This window comes from Flavobacterium sp. CFBP9031 (genome assembly GCF_034044945.1).
In the GTDB taxonomy this organism is placed as follows: Bacteria; Bacteroidota; Bacteroidia; order Flavobacteriales; family Flavobacteriaceae; genus Flavobacterium.
On the sequence record NZ_JAXCWF010000002.1, the window covers coordinates 133901 to 152637 of the forward strand.

The following is an 18737-nucleotide window of genomic DNA, read 5'->3' on the forward strand; positions in this document are numbered from 1 at the left end:
AAAATTAAATATATAAAAAATGGGTAAAATAATCGGAATTGACTTAGGTACGACGAACTCTTGTGTTTCTGTAATGGAAGGTAACGAAGCAGTTGTTATCCCTAACGCAGAAGGAAAAAGAACTACACCATCTATCATCGCTTTTGTTGAAGGTGGAGAAATTAAAGTAGGTGATCCTGCAAAAAGACAAGCAGTAACGAATCCTACAAAAACGATTGCTTCTATTAAACGTTTTATGGGACACACTTTTGCTGAAACTCAAGAAGAGGCAAAAAGAGTTCCTTACAGTGTTGTAAAAGGTGACAACAATACTCCACGTGTGGATATTGACGGTCGTTTATACACTGCTCAAGAATTGTCTGCTATGACACTTCAAAAAATGAAAAAAACTGCTGAAGACTATTTAGGTCAAACAGTAACTGAGGCAGTTATTACTGTTCCTGCATACTTTAACGATGCTCAGCGTCAAGCTACAAAAGAAGCTGGAGAAATCGCTGGTCTTAAAGTTATGCGTATCATCAATGAGCCAACTGCAGCTGCACTTGCTTACGGATTAGATAAAAAAGGAAATGATCAAAAAATTGCTGTTTACGATTTAGGTGGAGGTACTTTTGATATCTCTGTTCTTGAATTAGGAGACGGTGTATTTGAAGTATTATCTACAAATGGTGATACTCACTTAGGTGGTGATGATTTTGACCAAGTTATTATTGACTGGTTAGCTGACGAATTCAAAACTGAAGAAGGTATTGACTTACGTTTAGACCCAATGTCATTACAGCGTTTGAAAGAAGCTGCTGAGAAAGCTAAGATTGAATTATCATCTTCTGCTGAAACAGAAATCAACTTACCTTACGTAACTGCTACTGCTTCTGGACCAAAACACTTAGTGAAAAAATTATCTAGAGCTAAATTTGAGCAATTATCTGATACTTTAGTAAAACGTTCTATGGAGCCAGTTGCTAAAGCATTAAAAGATGCAGGTTTATCTACATCTGATATCGACGAAGTAATCCTTGTAGGAGGTTCTACTCGTATGCCAAGAATCGCTGACGAAGTTGAAAAATTCTTTGGTAAAAAAGCTTCTAAAGGTGTTAACCCTGATGAGGTTGTTGCTATTGGAGCTGCTATTCAAGGTGGAGTTTTATCTGGAGATGTAAAAGATGTATTGTTACTTGACGTAACTCCTCTTTCTTTAGGTATCGAAACTATGGGTGGTGTATTGACTAAATTAATCGAGTCTAACACAACTATCCCAACTAAAAAATCTCAAGTATTCTCTACTGCTGCTGATTCTCAACCATCTGTTGAAATCCACGTATTACAAGGAGAAAGAGCAATGGCTGCTGATAACAAAACTATCGGTCGTTTCCACTTAGATGGTATTCCACCAGCACCAAGAGGAGTTCCTCAAATCGAAGTAACTTTCGATATCGATGCTAATGGTATCATCAAAGTTTCTGCAACTGATAAAGGAACAGGAAAATCTCACGATATCCGTATCGAAGCTTCTTCTGGATTAACAGCTGAAGAAATCGAAAAAATGAAAAAAGATGCTGAAGCTAACGCTGATGCTGACAGAATTGCAAAAGAAAGAGCTGAGAAATTGAACGAAGCTGACAGTACTATTTTCCAAACTGAATCTCAATTGAAAGAGTTAGGAGATAAATTGACAGACGATCAAAAAACAGCTATCGAATACGCTTTAACTGAATTGAGAATGGCTCACCAATCTCAAGATCTTGACGCAATCCAAAAAGGATTAGACAATGTAAATGCAGCTTGGAAAACAGCTACAGAAGCAATGTACGCTCAAGGTGGTGAAGGACAGCAAGCTGCTCCACAACAAGAGCAGTCTTCTGGAGATAACGTTGAAGACGTTGAATTCGAAGAGGTCAAATAAGTACTGATTAACATCAGTTAACAATAGTTATTAAACCGCTGTAAACGAAATGTTTACAGCGGTTTTTCTTTTTTGTTCTTTTTCGTTTATGCTGTTTTTTAGTCGTTTTTTATCATATATTTGTACCATATTTGTACCGGCACTTAAAAGGCGATAATGTGGCACTTATGTATACTTATGGCACTTAAATTGGGGATAAAGGCGATGAAAAGAATAAACAAACAATGTCTTGTATGCGCGGAAGTGTTTCTGCCCAAGACCGTAACTTCTGTCTACTGCTCGCCAAAATGCAGTAAAAAAGCATACAAGCAGAAGGTGAAGCAGCTTAAAAATGAAGCTGATATCAAAGCGATGATAGAGAAAATACCGCAGGATAGGGCATTTCTTTCCGTCTCTGAGGCTGGCATGCTTTTTGGAATTGCCAAAAGAACCCTCTACAGGCTTGTGGGGCAGGGAAAAATTCCGTCAGTTAATCTTGGAACCCGCCTTGTAAGGATCGACCGCAGAGTAATGGAAGGGATGTTCGGCCCTGCCCGCAGCCTGCCGCAGGTTGAAAGCCAACCGAAGAAAAAATTATACAGCCTTGAAAAAGAAGACTGCTATTCCATCGGTGAAATAGCTGAAAGATTTCAGATATCTGAAGGTTCTGTCTACAGCCATATCAGGAAATATTCAATACCTACCAGGCAGATCGGAAAGCATGTATATGCTCCAAAAAGCGAAATTGATAACTTGTATAACGGAAATGATTTTATATGAAACAATTAGCAAAAACCAAGGTGACTGTGCGTCTTCGAAAAGCAGAAGACCGAGAGGAATGGTATGTCTACATAGAAAGCTATCCTGTTGAGGTTTCCGGAAAGAAAACGCCACAGAGAATCCGTGAATACTTAAACAGAACCGTAAAAACCGTGGAGTGGGACAAGCAGAGAACCGCCCGTACAGATGCGCAGGGCATAAAATCCTATAAGCCCAGACGCAGCGATAACGGAATAATAATCACCAGAAGCGAAACCGACCGTGAAATTATGCTCTATGCCGACGGAGTGCGTAAAATCAGGCAGAAAGAATATGATAATACAGATCTGTACAGTGATGCTGAGAACCTATTGGCTGAACAGAAAGAAAAAGCAAAAGAGGATTTTATCAAATACATTGCCTCTGTGGCAGCAAAAAGGCATGCCCGAAGCTCAAAATCCATTATGATCAATTGGGAGCGGACCATAGAGTTTTTAAAAAGCTATTCCAAAGGCAGGCTGGTGTTTTCCCAGATTGACAGCAGAATGGCGGAAGATTTTAAGCTGTTTCTGCTGGCTGCGCCGCTCGGAGGAGGCAAAAAAGGAATACTTTCCCGCAACACTGCAGCAAGGTATTTTTCCATATTTAAAGCGGCTTTAAAACAGGCCTTTATCGACGGATATCTAACCGTTGATTTGTCTTCAAAAATAAAAGGCATACCTGAGCAGGAATCAAGACGCGAATATCTTACCATTAAAGAATTGAACGTGCTGGCTGAAACGCCCTGCGAAAAAGATGTCCTTAAAAGAGCCGCGCTTTTCTCAGCGCTTACCGGCCTGCGGCATTCCGACATTCAGAAACTCCGCTGGAAAGAGATAAGCTTGGAAGACGGCATGGCCAAACTGCATTTCACCCAGAAAAAAACAAGGGGTGTCGAATATATGCCTATTTCTGAGCAGTCTTTGCAGCTCTGTGGAGAGCCAAGGCTTCCCGGGCAGCTTGTTTTTGAGGATCTGCCGGACCCGTCGTGGATTTCAAGACCTCTGAAAAAATGGGTTGAATCTGCCGGCATTAAAAAAAACATTACATTCCACTGCTTCCGCCATACATTTGCAACACTGCAGCTGTCCAGCGGGACAGACATCTATACGGTCAGCAAAATGCTGGGGCATACCAACGTAAAAACTACTCAAATCTACGCCAAAGTAATAGATGAGAAGAAAAACAGAGCTTCGCAGGCAATACAATTGGAATCTTTAAAGAAAAGAGCGTAATGAAAATAAAGTACTTCGAATATATTACAGTTTACCTGTCTGTTTTTTTAGTCTGTTTTTTTGTCGGTGCAATCGGAAGACTGGTGCTCTTGGAAAAAGGTGCGGATGAATATACGGCCGGTGTTTTTTTTTGGATCAGCACTGGATTTGGAGTTTTAATGTTTGCAATTCTAAGCCTGTTTCTAAACGAATTGGCTGCAGGAATACTGAATCGTTTTTTGAAGGCTGAAAAAAAGCAATCGCCTGAAAGCCTCATTACAAGTGAGGACCTTGTAAAAATAGAAGAAGGGCTTCAGAATGGTTTAATTAAGCCCGAAATGCCTGAAAATAAAAATTCAGCCCTTGATATTGAGAAGATAAGGGAGGAGCGTCAAAATGCAGTCAGAAATCAAAAACAGGAAAGGATTGATACAGCCATCCGTTATGCAAAGCGGGAGTTTGCGCTGTACGTTTCGGATGAAGATCTGGAACAATTGGGAAGGAATATAATCATATATGCTGAAGGCATAAATTTCGAAAATATTAAGCCGGTAAAAGTAAAAGATCTGTCCAATCTGGATCTGTATCATTTTGGCTGGAATATCTGGAATTGTTTTAAAGCCAGCAGGCAGGACAGAGCCGCACAATTTTTAAAATTGACTTTTGCCGACGCTTTAAAAGATGTTGAGCAGAAAAGCATTAAAACGCATCTGAAAGATGATGAACAGAAAGGTCTTTTAAAGATTGTTGAAGATCTTACATATTTTTAAATGCCGATACTTGTAAATCACTGTGTTTTTCAGGTGTTTCTCCCGTGAAGAAGGACACAGCAGAAACACTTTTTTCATTTGCAACATAACTATTAAAAACGACAGTTATGGACACAAACGAAATCTCTTTTGAGAACCTGCCCAAAGCAGTAGCGCACTTAGTGAAAGAAATTGCCGAGATCAAAGTTCTGATTCAGAATGTGCAGGTATATGAATCTAAAGAAAAAAGCATTCCAATCGGCATTCATGAAGCAAGCCGGCTGATAGGGAAAGCGAAGCCTACAATTTACGCTCTTGTGCAGCAGAGAAAAATTCCCTGCTATAAATATGGCAAAAAGCTGTATTTTTTTGAAGAAGAGCTTTTAGAATGGATTTCTAAAGGGAAAAGGAAAACCGTAGAGGAAATCGAAACAGAAGCGATGAAATTGAATCATAACCGGAAGAAATAGCCGGCAGGAATACCTTTGCCGCTCGATTACATCCTCAAAAAGAAAAATACAGCTTCTTTTTAGTATTTTGTGCTTTAACACGATTTGAACCGTTCCAAGAGCAGGATTGAACCTTAAGCCCGAAACCGCTTTCAATGCAGCTTCTGTTTAACGTTAACTAACTGATTAACGGTGGTATGTTTTTGTTAGAAATTTATTAAAAATACTGGATTCTAAACTAAATTAACCCAGCTTTTAAAATCCCCATTAACATTGATCCAAATTTCATGAAGCAGGAAATGAGTTGCATTTCATGCCAAAATTTGTAATGATTGATTTCTGCTGGCTGCAGACTTAACTTTTAGCCACAAAAAAAGTATTAGCTCTACCTTTAATTTTCAAAATACTTGCCCGAAAATGTACAGGCAAGTATTGTTATGAAAATAATTCCAGCATAAATTTTAGCCATTATTATTTTATTTTTTTACTGCGAATAATTAATAAAATAGGAATCATTTATCGCTAAAAATAATATTGCTATCGAATTCCGTTTTTTCAAACAAACTATACACTTTATGACGCAAAGAAATAGGGGTAACTTCAATAAAATAAGTAAGCAGTTCTTTTGTTGTTGGGTAATTAGGAATCTTTGATTTCAATTTTCCGTTAGAGCTGTTCCAATCACGAATAAACCTTTTTAAAGCAAGATTCACCTTTTCTTCGCCAATGTAATTTTGAAGAGCTGACATTGCTAAAATTCCTTTTGCATTGAATATATAATCTTGTTTTTCAACTAATTCTAAAGGAACTTCTTGTTTGTCGTATCTTTTCTTTGCCTGCATATAGACTTCTTGTTCTTTTTGCAAAAGCTGCTCTATTTTTTCTTTGGGATATTTCTTTTTCATGACCATTAAAGCAGAATATTGGGCCAGGGTTTCCAAAATCATATTTTTTCCTTGAACATTTGCCGCCTGCAGCTGCATTCCCCACCATTGGTGTGCTAATTCATGCGCTGTTCTGTAGAGAATAATATCGACATCTGATTGGTCATCAATATTGAACATAAACTCATTGGATTCAGAGAATGGTGTTGTTCCGGAGAAAGACTCTGCTTGTTCCATGTAATTAGGAGTTTCTATGATACGCATATTGCTATGTTGATAAGAGCTAAAATTCGTAGAAAAATAATCAAAAGATAATTTGAAAGCCTGGGTCATTCTGTCCACGTTATAGTAATGTCCTTTTTGATAATAGATTTCTAAATCTACCGGAGTTGCCGAACGATCATTTTTAGGAAACCATCTGCTCTTGGAAACTTCATAATCTGCCGATATTATCGCATACTGATTTACTATTGGTTTATCTGTTTTATAATCAAAATAGGAACGATTACCTACTGTCCATCTCTTTTGTAAAGTGCCAGAAGAAATTGCTTTTTGACTTTTGTCTGTCCCGATAGTAACTTCAAAATTGATTAAATCAGCGCTGCCTCCAGTACTTGAATAAGTTAATTCCGTTTTATCGTTTCTTTTGGGCATTCCTTTTGCAGGCGGCAGTTCAAATTCTGTCCTAATTCTAGTATCATCAAGCTCATATTCTTTGCTGTAGCCCAGAGTTGGTAACGTTTTATTTGTCAAGTATGCACCATTTTGAAGGACACTCTTATTAGAATCATTTTCTTTAAAACCTTTAGTTGTATACCTCTGCTTAAATTTCATTTTAACAGCTTCACCTGCTTGTAATGGTTTTTTTAAGGTGTAAATATAAAAGCCGTATTGGTTATATTGTTTATCTGCAAAAGCTTCTCCCTCAAAACTGACTTCTTCTAAATTTATTTCTGATCCTATCGGTTTTTGCAGATAGATTTTATAAATAGGTTCTTTTAAGGTATTGGTAAGTATGTAATAACCTTCAAGGGTATAATCTCTGGTTTTTGGATACAGCTCAACTTGCAGCTTAACATCCGTAATTTTAGGCTGCGGCAGATATTCAAACCTTTTCAGCATTTTTTCATAATCTGCCCTAAATTCTAATTTATCATCGGTACTCTCATATTTGTTCAGGATATTGGTATTGTAGAAAATATAACTTCCTAGTAAAGCAAATACCAGTAATACTGACAATACAAATTGGAGCATGGGTTTTGTTAATCGCTGCATGCCAAACTCGATACGTTTTTTAAAACTGGTTTCAGTGCCTCTGACAGAGAGAATCGAAGCGAGGATTAGCAAGAGAATGCCAAATGCAATCCAATATGCCTTAATCCACAAATAAGATACTAGAAAGTGACCGTAACCGTTCATGTCTGAATAGGAATCCAAACCACTCCCGCCAAATTTGTAAAGATCGTGCTCGAAGCCAAAAAAATCCAAAACAGTATTTAGGATAACAAAAAACATTACTAAAATAAAGCCTGTGAATTTATTATTTGTTAGCGCCTGAAAGAAAAAAGATATAAAGGTGTACAAAACCAGAAAAGGAAAAAACTCAATAAAAAAACCATAGAAATAAACATCCAGTTCATAGTGATACCAGCCATTTGCCGTTTGAAAGGCCATCCCAAATATAATCAGAGAGAGTATCAATACGATGTATATCAATAAAAGGCCAAGGAATTTGCCCAGTAGGATTATAATATCTGATATGGATGCTGCGCCATAGATTAGATCCAGCTTAATTTCTCTTTCTTTCCAGATGAGCTCGCCTGAATAGAAGATCAGTATTATTGCAAAAAAGTAAAGCGATAATTCTTTTAATTCTTTTATAACAAGATAGGTTGTAGGATAACTGGCAACATCATATGCAATATTCAGATTAATAGAGTTTATTAAAATGATAATTAATGCACAGATGATAATAGCCCAGAACGATACCTGCTTACAAATGGATATAAAATAAAACCATGTAAGCTGTAATAGCTGAATACATTGTGATTTAAAATTATACTGTATTAATACTAACGGTATTTTGAGATTCTCGTCAGCGGCAGTATTTAAGTCATGAATAGTCTTTATTTTTTTTTCTTTAGGTTTTTTGTTTTTTGCTGTGCTAAAATTAAACTTGAAGTACCCTACTATTAAAATAAGCATCCCTAGAAAAACCCAGAATAATTTATTGTAGAGAAGCACGCCACTAAAAGGAACAAGCGTTGAATTGCGTTCTGCCGCTGTAAGCAAGGTATTCATATCAGTGAGCGTTGTCAGGGAAAAAGGATCTAAAAGGGCTTGCAGGAAATCGTTCTTTATAGATTTTGTCAATAGAAAGGGAACAAAAAGAAGTACTCCCTGTGTATAGACTACCATTAAGTTTCTGCTTAAAGCGCCACTAACAAAAAACAATGCCGATGCAAAAAACAGCATGGGCAGCACTACAATTATAAAGGGCTGCAGATAAGCTAAAAAGTTAAAAGGCATTAAATTTTCCGGATAACGCCAAGGCATAAATTCCCCAAGGGTAAATCCTAATAAAAGCCCTGTAAATACAAACAATAATACTGCAAAAGAGCCTAGAAAGCGGCCTAATAAATAATCCCGCTTTTGTATTGGATTAACAAATAGTAGAGATTCTATATTGTATTGATAGTCCCGCAATACTGAAACACCCATAATCAAAGAAGTCACCATCATTAAAATTGCGGTAACAGCAGCCATAGCTTTTGCTATAACTATAGGCGCATTTGTTTTTACGGAACCCATATCAATCCCTTGAAAGACAAAGTCCACACCCGCAAGGGAGAAGAAGAATATAAAAATAAAAAAGATATAGGTGTCAGGGCGTTTTATTCTGTATTGGATTTCGAATTTAAATATGTCGTACCACATGGTTAATCGTTAATTTTAATAGATTAGAATAGAAAATTTTACTTGATTAAGTATTCAGGAGAATTAAAGTTTCTTTTTAGAACTGGCAAGAATCTGCGAAAAGTACACATCTTCTAAACCGGCATTTACTGAGATAAAACCATTTTTCGGATTGTTTTCACTGATGACATGAATTATAGGTTTTCCAAGAAATAATTTTTCTGCAATTACGTTGTATTCTTTCTTATACTCTTCCAATTCATTTTTATGAATTGTTTTTTGATATATTTTTCCTTCAGTCTGGTTTATTAGTTCCAAAGGATTTCCTTTAAGAAGCACTTCTCCCTTATTGATGATGGCCATGTTGGTGCACAATTCCTTTACATCATCCACGATATGTGTTGATAGTATTACCACTGTGTTTTCACTAAGCTCGCTTAAGATGTTATAAAACCGGTTTCTTTCAACAGGATCGAGTCCGGCAGTGGGCTCATCAACAATAAGTAATTTTGGGTTATTGAGTAATGCCTGCGCGATGCCAAAACGCTGTTTCATTCCGCCTGAAAATCCGCTGAGGTTTTGGTTTTTTACTTCATATAAATTAGTCTTATGCAATAGCGCATCCACTATTTCGCGGCGTTCTTTTTGATTAGTAATTCCTTTTAACACCGCTAAGTGGTGCAGGAGAACTTCAGCAGAAATTTTAGGGTACAAACCAAATTGCTGGGGCAGGTATCCCAATACTTTTCTTAGTTCATGTTTCTGCGTAAGGGCATCTATATCTCCGAGTTTCACGCTGCCGGAGTCTGCCTCTTGTAATGTGGCGATTGTTCTCATTAAAGTTGATTTTCCTGCACCATTGGGACCTAAAAGGCCAAACATGCCTAGCGGAATATCCAGCGTTATGTTTTGCAGTGCGTTTACACCATTAGAATAGGTTTTGGAGAGATTGGAAATACTAAGACTGTTCATTTGTTTGAGTTTAAATTTTAAACAAACGTATTTTCTTAGCTGATATCAATAAAGTAAATGTGATGAACCAGTGTGTTTTGTGATACAAATATACAGGGTGCTCATAAAGTGTTTTCATCACTTATTTCTGGCCGTTGAAAGGGCTGTGCGCATTGTTTGTCAACTTATTTTATCAATAATTTTTATTAATTTACATTTGTGATTATGATTTTAACAACTAACAATAACAAGAGGAATATCATCGGGGCAATTGCTTTAGTTTTAGCAGGAGTTCCAATAGTGGTAATATTTTTTATAGTAATTACCTCGAATAAGGATTCTGTAGTACTTTTTGAAAACTATAGTCCAAAAGTCAGCATTCCGATTATCAGTTTTTATTTCCTGCTCTATCTGGCATTATTTTGCTTTGGCATTTATTGGCTGGTAAAACAAATTTTGTTTATTATTAAATTAAAAAACGAAAACGGAAAAATGGAACTGCTGCATCTGCAGAATCAGGTAAATCCCCATTTCTTTTTTAATATGCTCAATAATTTGTACGGCTGGGTGGCAAAGGATCAAAAAAAAGCACAGGAGTTAATTTTGAAACTTTCCGATATGATGCGTTACAGTATTTATGAAGGCCGGAAGGATTTTGTTACGATAGGAGAGGAAATTGCCTATTTAAAAAACTACATCGACTTGCATACTTTACGCTATCACAAAAAGATAAACGTAAATTTTGAAACTACTGTGGAGGATGATCAGCTTAAAATAATTCCTTTACTTTATATAATGCTTTTGGAGAATGCATTTAAACACGGTGTCGAAAATTTAAGAGAAAATGCATTTGTTACTATTAAACTTAGTTCAAATAATAATACTATATCTTTTAAAGTAGAGAATAACTATGATACGGATTTAGTAAGTCAATCATCTGGTATCGGTATTAAGAATTTGAAAAGAAGATTAGAATTGGCTTATCCAAAAAAGCATGAGTTCTGGGTTTCAAAAAATGATACTATATACAAAGCAAATTTAATCTTAAAAGTGTAATGATCAGGTATTTAATTATAGATGATGAACATATAGCCCATGCTATTATTGAGGAGTACTGCAGCATGCTTCCCAATATGCAGTTAAAAAAGAATTGTTATGATGCCTTAGAGGCCCTTGATTATTTAAGAAATCATACTGTAGATTTAATTTTCTTAGATCTAAATATGCCCAAATTAAAGGGATTTGATTTTTTAAAAACACTGGCATCTGCACCCAAAATTATTGTTACGACGGCTTACCAGGAGTACGCAATTGAAGGTTATGAACTAAATATTATTGACTACCTCTTAAAACCATTTGGTTTTGAACGTTTTTTAAAAGCGATAAACAAAATTTCCAGTTTGACTTCTAAAGTAAGTATCAATCCTGGGCAGGATGAATATTCAAGAAGCATTTTTTTACGTGCAGATAAAAAACACATACAGATTTTTATTGGTATGATCTTATATGTCGAAGCATCGGGAAACTACGTTAAAGTAATTACCAAAAATGACAATTCAATACTTGTTAGAGAAAAACTCTCTGATTTGATGGAATTACTGCCTAAAAATGATTTTATGCAGGTACATAAATCCTTTGCTGTTGCCATTAAACATATTAAAAGTGTGGAAGGAAACAGGATCAAAATCGGTGATTTTACAATTCCTATTGGTAAACTGTATAAGATAAATGTAAATGGGTTATTAAATTCAAAATTATAAAAGCATCATAATGTTTTCTTTATAAGTTTGTCCAATAGGTACTTTATATTTATCAATTAACATCCTGTTACCTTCAATCTGTTTAATTTTATCTTTTGCAGCAATAAAAGATTTATGGGTTCTTATAAAATTAAATTTTGGAAGAAGCTGTTCAAAATCTGAAATTTTCTGATGGCTTATAATCATGTCATTTTTTAGATATACTTTACAGTAATGTCCATAAGCTTCTATAAACAGTAAATCGTCAAAATGAATTTGATGGTGCTTTTTATCACCTCTTAAAAAAAAGCTATTTATATTTGGTTCTATTTCGTTTGGCGGCAATGCAACACTACTTTTTTTATTTTGAGCACTATCAAATGTCTTGTTAATGGCTTTTAGAAATCGGTCAAAGCTAAAGGGCTTTAGTAAATAATCAGAAACATTAAGTTCATAACCCTCTAAAGCAAATTCTTTATAGGCTGTTGTCACTATTATTTTAGGTGGATTGGGTAATGTTTTTAAAAAATCGAAACCGGATAATTTGGGCATATTGATATCTAAAAATAGCAAGTCTACTGCATTTTCATTTAAGAATTCCATAGCTTCAAAGGCATTATAGCAATTTCCTTTCTTTTCCAAATGGTGCAAGTTTTCACAATAGTTTTCAATAATACGATGCGCAATAGGTTCATCATCTATAATTAAATAGTGTATCATGTCATTTCTATTTTTAGATGTAATTTATAAATAGAATCTGTAATGTCAATTTTCATTTGGTGTTTGTTAGGATATAATAGTTTTAAACGCTGTCTCAAATTGTTTAATCCAATACCGGGAGTTTGAGATTCCCGCGATTCAAAGTTATTCTCAATGTCAAAACAGATTAGATTATTATAAGTTTTTAGATTAATGTGAATATAAGCATATTCCGTTAAACGCTCTACTCCATGTTTAAAGGCATTTTCTAAGGGAATAATAAAAAGTAAAGGCGCAATTTTATAGTCAGCCTGCCCATCATGACTAAAAGTAATATCGACCTTTTTTTGATATCTTATTTTATGCAGCTCAATGTAATTCCTTAAATATTCTATTTCATCCTTTAATGGTATGATATCTTCTTTTCCCATATAAATGGTATAGCGCATTATTTCAGATAATTTTAAAACAACATATGGAGCATCCTCGGATTTCTCTATTATTAGACCATATAGATTATTTAAAGTATTGAAAAAAAAGTGCGGATTGATTTGGCTTTTGAGTAACGATAACTCTGCTTTGGCTTTTTTTGACTCAATTGTTTTGAGCCATTTCCATTGCTGATAGAACCAAATTAAAAGTAACACGAAAAAGGGAGCAGTCAGGATAATTTTAATCTCTTTTTCCTGCTGAAAATAATTATTAAAATTAGTATGAACCCTTATATAGTAGAAGTAGCCTAGAGCCAGAACATAAAAACCGAGTACAATCAATGCATGCTTCTTAAAATAGGAAGGCGCTATAATGGAAAAAAAAGATAATCCAATACCAACTAATCCTATAAATGTTACCGGATTATCAATTATTTTGGAATTCATGTCGTTTATAATGATTGCCCAAAAAAAGGCAATCAAGATAAGCAGCTTTAAGCTAGTGGCTTTATGCTGTTTTAAAAATGAATAATAATGAATAGGCAGTGAGATTATCAGCCAGCTAAAAATGAAACTCAGTGTGTTGGACAATAGGGCGGTATTATCAATGTAAATAAAATGAAAATATAACAAAACAACCACTATTATCCTTTGGATCACCAATCCATATATAAAAGCTTTGTACTTTTTAAGAAATTCAGCCATGAGTCAAAATTAACAAAAATTGACTTTTTTTCTCTTCAATGTGCATCAATTCACTAAAATGAGACATAAACACTAATATTTTCGACTTCAACTAGATTTGATTATGCAAATTAATTGTATGTGCTAACTATTTAAAGGTTCATGAAAAAAGTTTTAAACCATTTTAGTCTGCAGATAGGTTTGCTGTAAATTATAAATATTTAAAAATAAAACATTATGAAAAACCATTTTAAAATGATGCTGCTAATGCTGCTTTTAATTGTACAAAACGCAATGGCACAAGACAGTAAACGGCTATTGGATACAAAAGACAGAAAGGCCATTGTATCGGCAGTGAAAACTCATATTGAAAAATCTTATATCGATTTAGATTTGTCAAAAAGAATGACAATTGAACTGGATAAAAATTTAAAGTCTAATAAATATAAAGAAATTACAAGTCCTGTTGAGTTCTCTAAAATACTAACCCAAGATTTACAACGTATCAGCAAAGATTTACATCTAAAAGTTCGATTTGAACCTGAGCATATTGCCAGGGAAAAGAATGTTATTTCTCAGGAAGCGCAATTAGAAATGGAGAAAAGAATGGCTTTGCAAATGGCCGAAATTAATTACGGATTTACAGAGGTAAAAATATTGGACGGAAATATTGGCTATTTAAATTTAAACCAATTTGCAGATATAAAATATGCAGAAGAAACAGCAACAGCTGCAATGAATTTTTTAAGCAATACCAACGCATTCATTATCGACCTGCGCGCTAATGGAGGAGGTGTTCCAAATATGATGCAGTTATTATCGAGTTACTTCTTTGAAGAAAAACCTGTTTTATTAAGTGATTTTTATGAACGGGAAACCAATCAAAAAACACAGCTATATTCGTTTGAAAATGTAAACGGAAAACGAAGTGCAAACAAGCCGCTTTATATTCTAACCAGTAAGCACACTTTTTCGGCGGCAGAAGCATTTACTTATACTTTAAAACATTTGGATAAAGCTATTGTAGTTGGCGAAGTTACCAAAGGTGGTGCCAATAGAACTAAACGAATTAATTTGAATGACGGATTCACAATATCAGTGCCTTACCTGCGGTCGATTAATCCGGTTACAAAAACAAACTGGGAAGCAAAAGGTGTTCAGCCCGATATAGAAACTAGTGAAAAAGAAGCCTTTGTCTATGCGTATATAGATGCTGTAAAAAAAACAATGAAAAAAAATAAGAGTACTGTATTGAACAAAATTGGCTATGCGTTTTTACAAGATAAACAAATGGATAACGCACTGATTGTATTTCAGGAGAATGTAAAATTATTTCCAAATGATTCCAATTCCTGGGATAGTTTAGGTGAAGCGTATTTTCTAAATCAGGATAAAGAGAACGCATTGAAATCGTATAAAAAAGTTTTAGAATTAGATCCTAATTCAGAATCAACAAAAGCAATGATTCAGAAATTAGAAAGTATGAAGTGATACGAAATCTATAAACAAAATTAAGATGAATGTATTAATCCAAAAAATATATAAAAAATGGCGCCAATTGTCTTCAATCGGCGCCATTTGGCTATAGTGGCAGGAACGGACAAATTTCTATAAATTTTATGGAAGATTTGCGGAAATTGGCGTACTACTGGTAGGGCGTGACTTTCAGTGGCTTGGGCAATTTGATGCTGACTGGCTCACTGTAATTAATGAGGCTCAAAGTATGACAATATTTTTAAGGACTAATCGTCCACGTCCGGATAAATAAAGAAATTCATATTATTGATCTGTCAAATGTATTTAGATTTCATAAATATTCCCAGTGCTATTGAAAGTACGTCCTTGTATATTCTAATTGGTATGTTTGATTTATGTTGTTGTTTTATTTCTGAGACATTTATAACAGCGTTATTTTATTTCCATTACAGCAGTGACGGCAGGCTTTGATAACTATAGCTTTAAATAGTATGCTTTGCATGTATTAAAGGGAGTATCACGGTAAATTCAGCCCCACTGTCTTTTTCGCCAGATGCACTAATTCTTCCATTGTGTCTTTTTACTATTTTTTGGCACAATGCAAGCCCCAGACCATTGCCCTCGTATTGGTCTTTGGAATGGAGACGTTCAAATGGAGTAAATATTCTTTCACTAAATGCCGGATCAAGCCCGATACCATTGTCCTTAATTTTGATCTCTACAGATTTTATTCCTTTATGATCGATTAGTGCTGAAGAAATGATTACCCTTGGGGGCTGGTCTGCTTTTGAAAATTTTAAGGCGTTTTGCATCAGGTTGTAAAAAAGCTGGCTGATGAGAATAGGGGCCCCTTCCATTTCAGGGAGTTCACAAGTAATTAAAATAGCATCTTTTTCTTTAATGACAAGTTCAAGATCCGTTTTAATATTTTCAATAATTTGATTGAGGTCAATTTTCTCGAAGGGCTGACTAGTTTTGTCAAGAGTAGAATAGGTTAAAATGCCTTCTATTATATTTTCCATTCTCTTTGCGGACTGATCAATTTTTAATGTATATTTTTCTGAATTTCTATAAAAACCAGATTTGCTCTCATCACTAAGCAGCGTATTGAAAATTTTAATTTTTCGAACAGGCTCCCGGAGATCATGGCTGACAATTCCTGCAAAATGAAGAAGATCATTATTGGAGCGTGTCAGCTCTTCTGTCTGATTTTCAACCTGTTTTTTTAGCTCTTCTTCAAATGCTCGGTGTTCTTGAATATCCTGAATGACACCGATAATAGTTTTGGGAATGCCGTTTTCATTATTTATGATTTTACCGCTAATTTTGACCCATTTTGCAGATTGATCATTGCTTATAATTCTGGCTTCATAGCTTATTTCTCCGGTATTCAGAGCCTCCTTATGCGCCTTTTCCCGTACAGGCAGATCATCGGGATGCAGTCGGGAAATCAGTTCATCAGTGCTTATTTCTTTATCAATAGAGCAGATGGCATTAAAATTCCCGGAAGTTTTAATTTTTTTTGTGGCCAGGTCAATTTCGTAGGTTCCTATACCCGAAGCGTCAATTGCCATGGTAAGTTTTTCATTTGAACTTTTCACCTCTTCTTTAGCCTTATTAAGATCTGTTACATCGGTTCCTGTATTGAGTACACCGTATACTTCTCCCTTTTCATTAAATAGGGGAATAAAACAGTAATTAAAATAGTGTTCGGTCATGATACCCTCGATAATAAGGTCCACTTTTTTATTTTTGGCATGAAATGCAATGCCGGTTTTCAGCACAGTCAGCGCCTGATCAAAAATTTGCTGATCCTTAATTTCAGGGACTATATCAAGATAGTTTTTTCCAATTACCTGATCTCCTTTACCCCAGGTCTTAATCATGGCAGGATTGGCAATCTCAATGGTTAAATTATTTCCCACATACACTGCAACAGGCAGGGGAAGGGAATCAACTATATTATTCAAAAGCATCGGATTTTGGTACATAGCGATTTTGTTTTGGTACCTGCGAATCTAACTAGAATTTTTTAAAGAATCTTTACATTACATTTTTAAAGTGTTTCACAATTTAAATTAAAATATTAAAACTATTCAATTGTATATTATTTGGTTTTAAAAATAAAAATCTCAATTTCAGTAAGTTCCGATTAAATAAGCTATCTTTAAGCAATTAAATACATTAAAATGCAAGAAGGTACAGTAAAATTTTTCAATGAAGAAAAAGGTTTCGGATTCATAACTCCTAATAATGGAGGGGACGAAGTTTTTGTTCATGCTTCAGGTCTATCAGAAAACATTCGTCAAAACGACGAAGTAAGATATGACATCGAAGAAGGCCGTAAAGGTCCAAACGCAGTAAACGTAGTTGTAGCATAATATACTATCATAGTTAACTTATAAAGGCACCTCTAATCAGGTGCCTTTTTTGTTTTATGGATGTGGTGTATATATTATTAGTATTTATTTTTCAGGAGCTCTTCCCGCTGTAAGATGCACCCGAGCGACAGCGAACTGGCGAAGCAATCTTTTGCCCAGCCTCGGGTCAATTGTATGTAATATTATTTTTTAGGAGCTTTTTCCCGCTATTCGCTGCAATCTTTTGCGCCGAACCCCGGCACAAAAGGATTTCCATTGCACACAAGCGAAGCGAACTGGCGAAGCAATCGGGGCTAAAGGCCTATGGGGCCTTATTTTAGAATTCATTCAGCATATAAAGATTTGTGGCGTTTTCCCCACTGTTCCATCTGCTGGATTATCGGTTTTAATTCACAGCCGATTTCTGTCAGCTCATATTCTACTTTAGCAGGGATCTGGGCATATGCCTTCCTCTTAATGATATGATCCTGTTCCAGTTTTCGCAGCTGCAGGGTCAGCATACGCTCTGTTATATTGGGTATGGATTTTCTTAATTCGCTAAAACGCATTTTGCCCTGCAGCAGCCAGGAACAGATTACAAGTGACCACTGGCCGCCAATTATGTTTGCCGCGTAGACCTCTGAACACTCTTCTCCCAGGATTTTCTTATTTTCAAAATTGGTGCTTGTCACCTTAACTTTCGACATAACTTACATTTTTGATAGTACCTTACAATTGGCTGTCCATACAGCCGCTATGGCTTTTATGTTATAGCTTTGCAGCACTATTTTAATTAAATAATATAAAGTTCAAAATTAAATCAAAAAAGGCAATGATGAAAAAAGGCTTCACAACTATTTTATTATTGACGGGGGTACTCAGCATTTATTCTCAAAATGAAAACCTGAAATTAAAAAAGACAACGAACATGAAAAACACAGCTTTATTAGTTAATGCAAACCAGCATGTAAGAAAAGGAGAGTACGAAGCGTATCTATCGTATCTCACTGAAGATACCAAATGGGAATTTGTAGGGGAAAGGACCCTTTTAGGAAAAGAAGCAGTTAGGCAGTATATAAAAGATTTTTACCTTGCACCGCCGGTATTTGATATGGAAAAAGCCATAGAACAGGGCGACTTTGTAACGGCGACAGGCAGCATTGCCCTCAAAAATGTAAATGGAGAGTATGATCACTATTCCTATTGTGACATCTGGCGGTTTGATAATGGTAAAATAGCCGAACTCAAGGCATTTGTTATTGAGAAAAAATCCTGACTTATCTAAAAACTGCATGTTATGCCTGCTAATTTTTAAAGAAAAAAAGTTTCAGAGTTTGATTTTGTGCTAATGAAGAAAAAAAAGCGTGCGTGCCGGCTCAAAAGGTGCGCATTTTCTCTTTCACGAATTATCCAGTGCACCATCCTGACAATCTTTAATTTTTTAAATAAGGCCAGCAATATTTATAGGGAATTTAAAAAAAGTAATTAGGCGCCAAAAAAATATA

At 35.3% G+C, this 18737-nt stretch carries 16 protein-coding genes; 10 read left to right on the top strand and 6 right to left on the bottom strand.

Going from position 1 to position 18737, the window contains the following annotated elements; translation table 11 throughout:
• The first annotated feature begins 19 nt into the window (after positions 1 to 19).
• The 5 genes from dnaK to SOM12_RS04205 all read left to right on the top strand — a co-directional run bounded on the left by dnaK (position 20) and on the right by SOM12_RS04205 (position 5113).
• On the top strand, positions 20 to 1903 hold the full coding sequence (gene dnaK, locus SOM12_RS04185) for a molecular chaperone DnaK (protein ID WP_320492488.1): 1884 nt from the start codon (positions 20 to 22) through the stop codon (positions 1901 to 1903).
• A gap of 204 nt (positions 1904 to 2107) precedes the next feature.
• Positions 2108 to 2662, top strand: a complete 555-nt coding sequence (locus SOM12_RS04190; RefSeq protein ID WP_320492489.1) for a helix-turn-helix domain-containing protein — start codon at positions 2108 to 2110, stop codon at positions 2660 to 2662.
• Positions 2659 to 3915: a site-specific integrase gene (locus SOM12_RS04195; protein ID WP_320492490.1), complete on the top strand. Its 1257-nt coding sequence runs from the start codon at positions 2659 to 2661 to the stop codon at positions 3913 to 3915. Before SOM12_RS04190 ends, SOM12_RS04195 begins: the two co-directional genes overlap by 4 nt.
• Complete coding sequence (locus SOM12_RS04200) at positions 3915 to 4664, top strand: hypothetical protein (protein WP_320492491.1); 750 nt, start codon at positions 3915 to 3917, stop codon at positions 4662 to 4664. Before SOM12_RS04195 ends, SOM12_RS04200 begins: the two co-directional genes overlap by 1 nt.
• Positions 4665 to 4771: 107 nt before the next feature.
• Complete coding sequence (locus tag SOM12_RS04205; RefSeq protein ID WP_320492492.1) at positions 4772 to 5113, top strand: helix-turn-helix domain-containing protein; 342 nt, start codon at positions 4772 to 4774, stop codon at positions 5111 to 5113.
• A 491-nt stretch (positions 5114 to 5604) separates the two neighbouring features.
• Here the strand turns inward: SOM12_RS04205 and SOM12_RS04210 are convergent, their stop codons facing one another.
• Both SOM12_RS04210 and SOM12_RS04215 read right to left on the bottom strand, forming a co-directional pair.
• A complete protein-coding gene (locus SOM12_RS04210; RefSeq protein WP_320492493.1) occupies positions 5605 to 8913 on the bottom strand; it encodes an ABC transporter permease/M1 family aminopeptidase in 3309 nt (1102 codons plus the stop codon).
• Positions 8914 to 8976: 63 nt separating this feature from the next.
• Complete coding sequence (locus tag SOM12_RS04215; protein WP_320492494.1) at positions 8977 to 9864, bottom strand: ABC transporter ATP-binding protein; 888 nt, start codon at positions 9862 to 9864, stop codon at positions 8977 to 8979.
• Positions 9865 to 10068: 204 nt separating this feature from the next.
• On the opposite strand from SOM12_RS04215, the gene SOM12_RS04220 reads away from it, so the two are divergent.
• Both SOM12_RS04220 and SOM12_RS04225 read left to right on the top strand, forming a co-directional pair.
• Complete coding sequence (locus SOM12_RS04220; RefSeq protein ID WP_320492495.1) at positions 10069 to 10899, top strand: sensor histidine kinase; 831 nt, start codon at positions 10069 to 10071, stop codon at positions 10897 to 10899.
• Positions 10899 to 11603 carry a LytTR family DNA-binding domain-containing protein gene (locus SOM12_RS04225; RefSeq protein WP_320492496.1) on the top strand — a complete coding sequence of 235 codons (705 nt, stop codon included), beginning with the start codon at positions 10899 to 10901 and terminating at the stop codon, positions 11601 to 11603. The genes SOM12_RS04220 and SOM12_RS04225 overlap by 1 nt, the downstream gene beginning before the upstream one ends.
• Here the strand turns inward: SOM12_RS04225 and SOM12_RS04230 are convergent.
• Positions 11598 to 12302 (bottom strand): LytTR family DNA-binding domain-containing protein, encoded by a 705-nt coding sequence (locus SOM12_RS04230; RefSeq protein ID WP_320492497.1) that lies wholly within the window; start codon positions 12300 to 12302, stop codon positions 11598 to 11600. The genes SOM12_RS04225 and SOM12_RS04230 overlap by 6 nt on opposite strands.
• Positions 12299 to 13417, bottom strand: a complete 1119-nt coding sequence (locus SOM12_RS04235) for a sensor histidine kinase (protein WP_320492498.1) — start codon at positions 13415 to 13417, stop codon at positions 12299 to 12301. Before SOM12_RS04235 ends, SOM12_RS04230 begins: the two co-directional genes overlap by 4 nt.
• 216 nt (positions 13418 to 13633) lie before the next feature.
• Here SOM12_RS04235 and SOM12_RS04240 point away from each other — a divergent pair, with 216 nt between their 5' ends.
• Positions 13634 to 14887 carry a S41 family peptidase gene (locus tag SOM12_RS04240; RefSeq protein WP_320492499.1) on the top strand — a complete coding sequence of 418 codons (1254 nt, stop codon included), beginning with the start codon at positions 13634 to 13636 and terminating at the stop codon, positions 14885 to 14887.
• Positions 14888 to 15354: 467 nt separating this feature from the next.
• On the opposite strand, the gene SOM12_RS04245 is transcribed toward SOM12_RS04240, so the two are convergent.
• Complete coding sequence (locus SOM12_RS04245) at positions 15355 to 16863, bottom strand: PAS domain-containing sensor histidine kinase (RefSeq protein WP_320492500.1); 1509 nt, start codon at positions 16861 to 16863, stop codon at positions 15355 to 15357.
• 198 nt (positions 16864 to 17061) lie between these two features.
• Between SOM12_RS04245 and SOM12_RS04250 the strand changes: the two genes are divergently transcribed.
• A complete protein-coding gene (locus tag SOM12_RS04250; protein ID WP_320492501.1) occupies positions 17062 to 17253 on the top strand; it encodes a cold-shock protein in 192 nt (63 codons plus the stop codon).
• 323 nt (positions 17254 to 17576) lie between these two features.
• Here SOM12_RS04250 and SOM12_RS04255 read toward each other — a convergent pair whose 3' ends face one another.
• The gene (locus tag SOM12_RS04255; RefSeq protein WP_320492502.1) at positions 17577 to 17939 is read right to left on the bottom strand and encodes a winged helix-turn-helix transcriptional regulator; all 363 of its coding nucleotides are present in this window, start codon (positions 17937 to 17939) and stop codon (positions 17577 to 17579) included.
• 125 nt (positions 17940 to 18064) lie between these two features.
• On the opposite strand from SOM12_RS04255, the gene SOM12_RS04260 reads away from it, so the two are divergent.
• Positions 18065 to 18508: a nuclear transport factor 2 family protein gene (locus SOM12_RS04260; RefSeq protein WP_320492503.1), complete on the top strand. Its 444-nt coding sequence runs from the start codon at positions 18065 to 18067 to the stop codon at positions 18506 to 18508.
• Positions 18509 to 18737: the final 229 nt, after the last annotated feature.

Bases quoted from the DNA above. Each gene is read 5' to 3' on its own strand.
- SOM12_RS04210 (WP_320492493.1), bottom strand. From the start codon at position 8,913: ATGTGGTACGACATATTTAAATTCGAAATCCAATACAGAATAAAACGC.
- SOM12_RS04245 (WP_320492500.1), bottom strand. From the start codon at position 16,863: ATGTACCAAAATCCGATGCTTTTGAATAATATAGTTGATTCCCTTCCC.
- SOM12_RS04260 (WP_320492503.1), top strand. From the start codon at position 18,065: ATGATGAAAAAAGGCTTCACAACTATTTTATTATTGACGGGGGTACTC.
- SOM12_RS04240 (WP_320492499.1), top strand. From the start codon at position 13,634: ATGAAAAACCATTTTAAAATGATGCTGCTAATGCTGCTTTTAATTGTA.
- SOM12_RS04220 (WP_320492495.1), top strand. From the start codon at position 10,069: ATGATTTTAACAACTAACAATAACAAGAGGAATATCATCGGGGCAATT.
- SOM12_RS04225 (WP_320492496.1), top strand. From the start codon at position 10,899: ATGATCAGGTATTTAATTATAGATGATGAACATATAGCCCATGCTATT.
- SOM12_RS04195 (WP_320492490.1), top strand. From the start codon at position 2,659: ATGAAACAATTAGCAAAAACCAAGGTGACTGTGCGTCTTCGAAAAGCA.
- SOM12_RS04190 (WP_320492489.1), top strand. From the start codon at position 2,108: ATGAAAAGAATAAACAAACAATGTCTTGTATGCGCGGAAGTGTTTCTG.
- SOM12_RS04205 (WP_320492492.1), top strand. From the start codon at position 4,772: ATGGACACAAACGAAATCTCTTTTGAGAACCTGCCCAAAGCAGTAGCG.
- SOM12_RS04200 (WP_320492491.1), top strand. From the start codon at position 3,915: ATGAAAATAAAGTACTTCGAATATATTACAGTTTACCTGTCTGTTTTT.
- SOM12_RS04215 (WP_320492494.1), bottom strand. From the start codon at position 9,864: ATGAACAGTCTTAGTATTTCCAATCTCTCCAAAACCTATTCTAATGGT.
- dnaK (WP_320492488.1), top strand. From the start codon at position 20: ATGGGTAAAATAATCGGAATTGACTTAGGTACGACGAACTCTTGTGTT.
- SOM12_RS04255 (WP_320492502.1), bottom strand. From the start codon at position 17,939: ATGTCGAAAGTTAAGGTGACAAGCACCAATTTTGAAAATAAGAAAATC.
- SOM12_RS04230 (WP_320492497.1), bottom strand. From the start codon at position 12,302: ATGATACACTATTTAATTATAGATGATGAACCTATTGCGCATCGTATT.
- SOM12_RS04250 (WP_320492501.1), top strand. From the start codon at position 17,062: ATGCAAGAAGGTACAGTAAAATTTTTCAATGAAGAAAAAGGTTTCGGA.
- SOM12_RS04235 (WP_320492498.1), bottom strand. From the start codon at position 13,417: ATGGCTGAATTTCTTAAAAAGTACAAAGCTTTTATATATGGATTGGTG.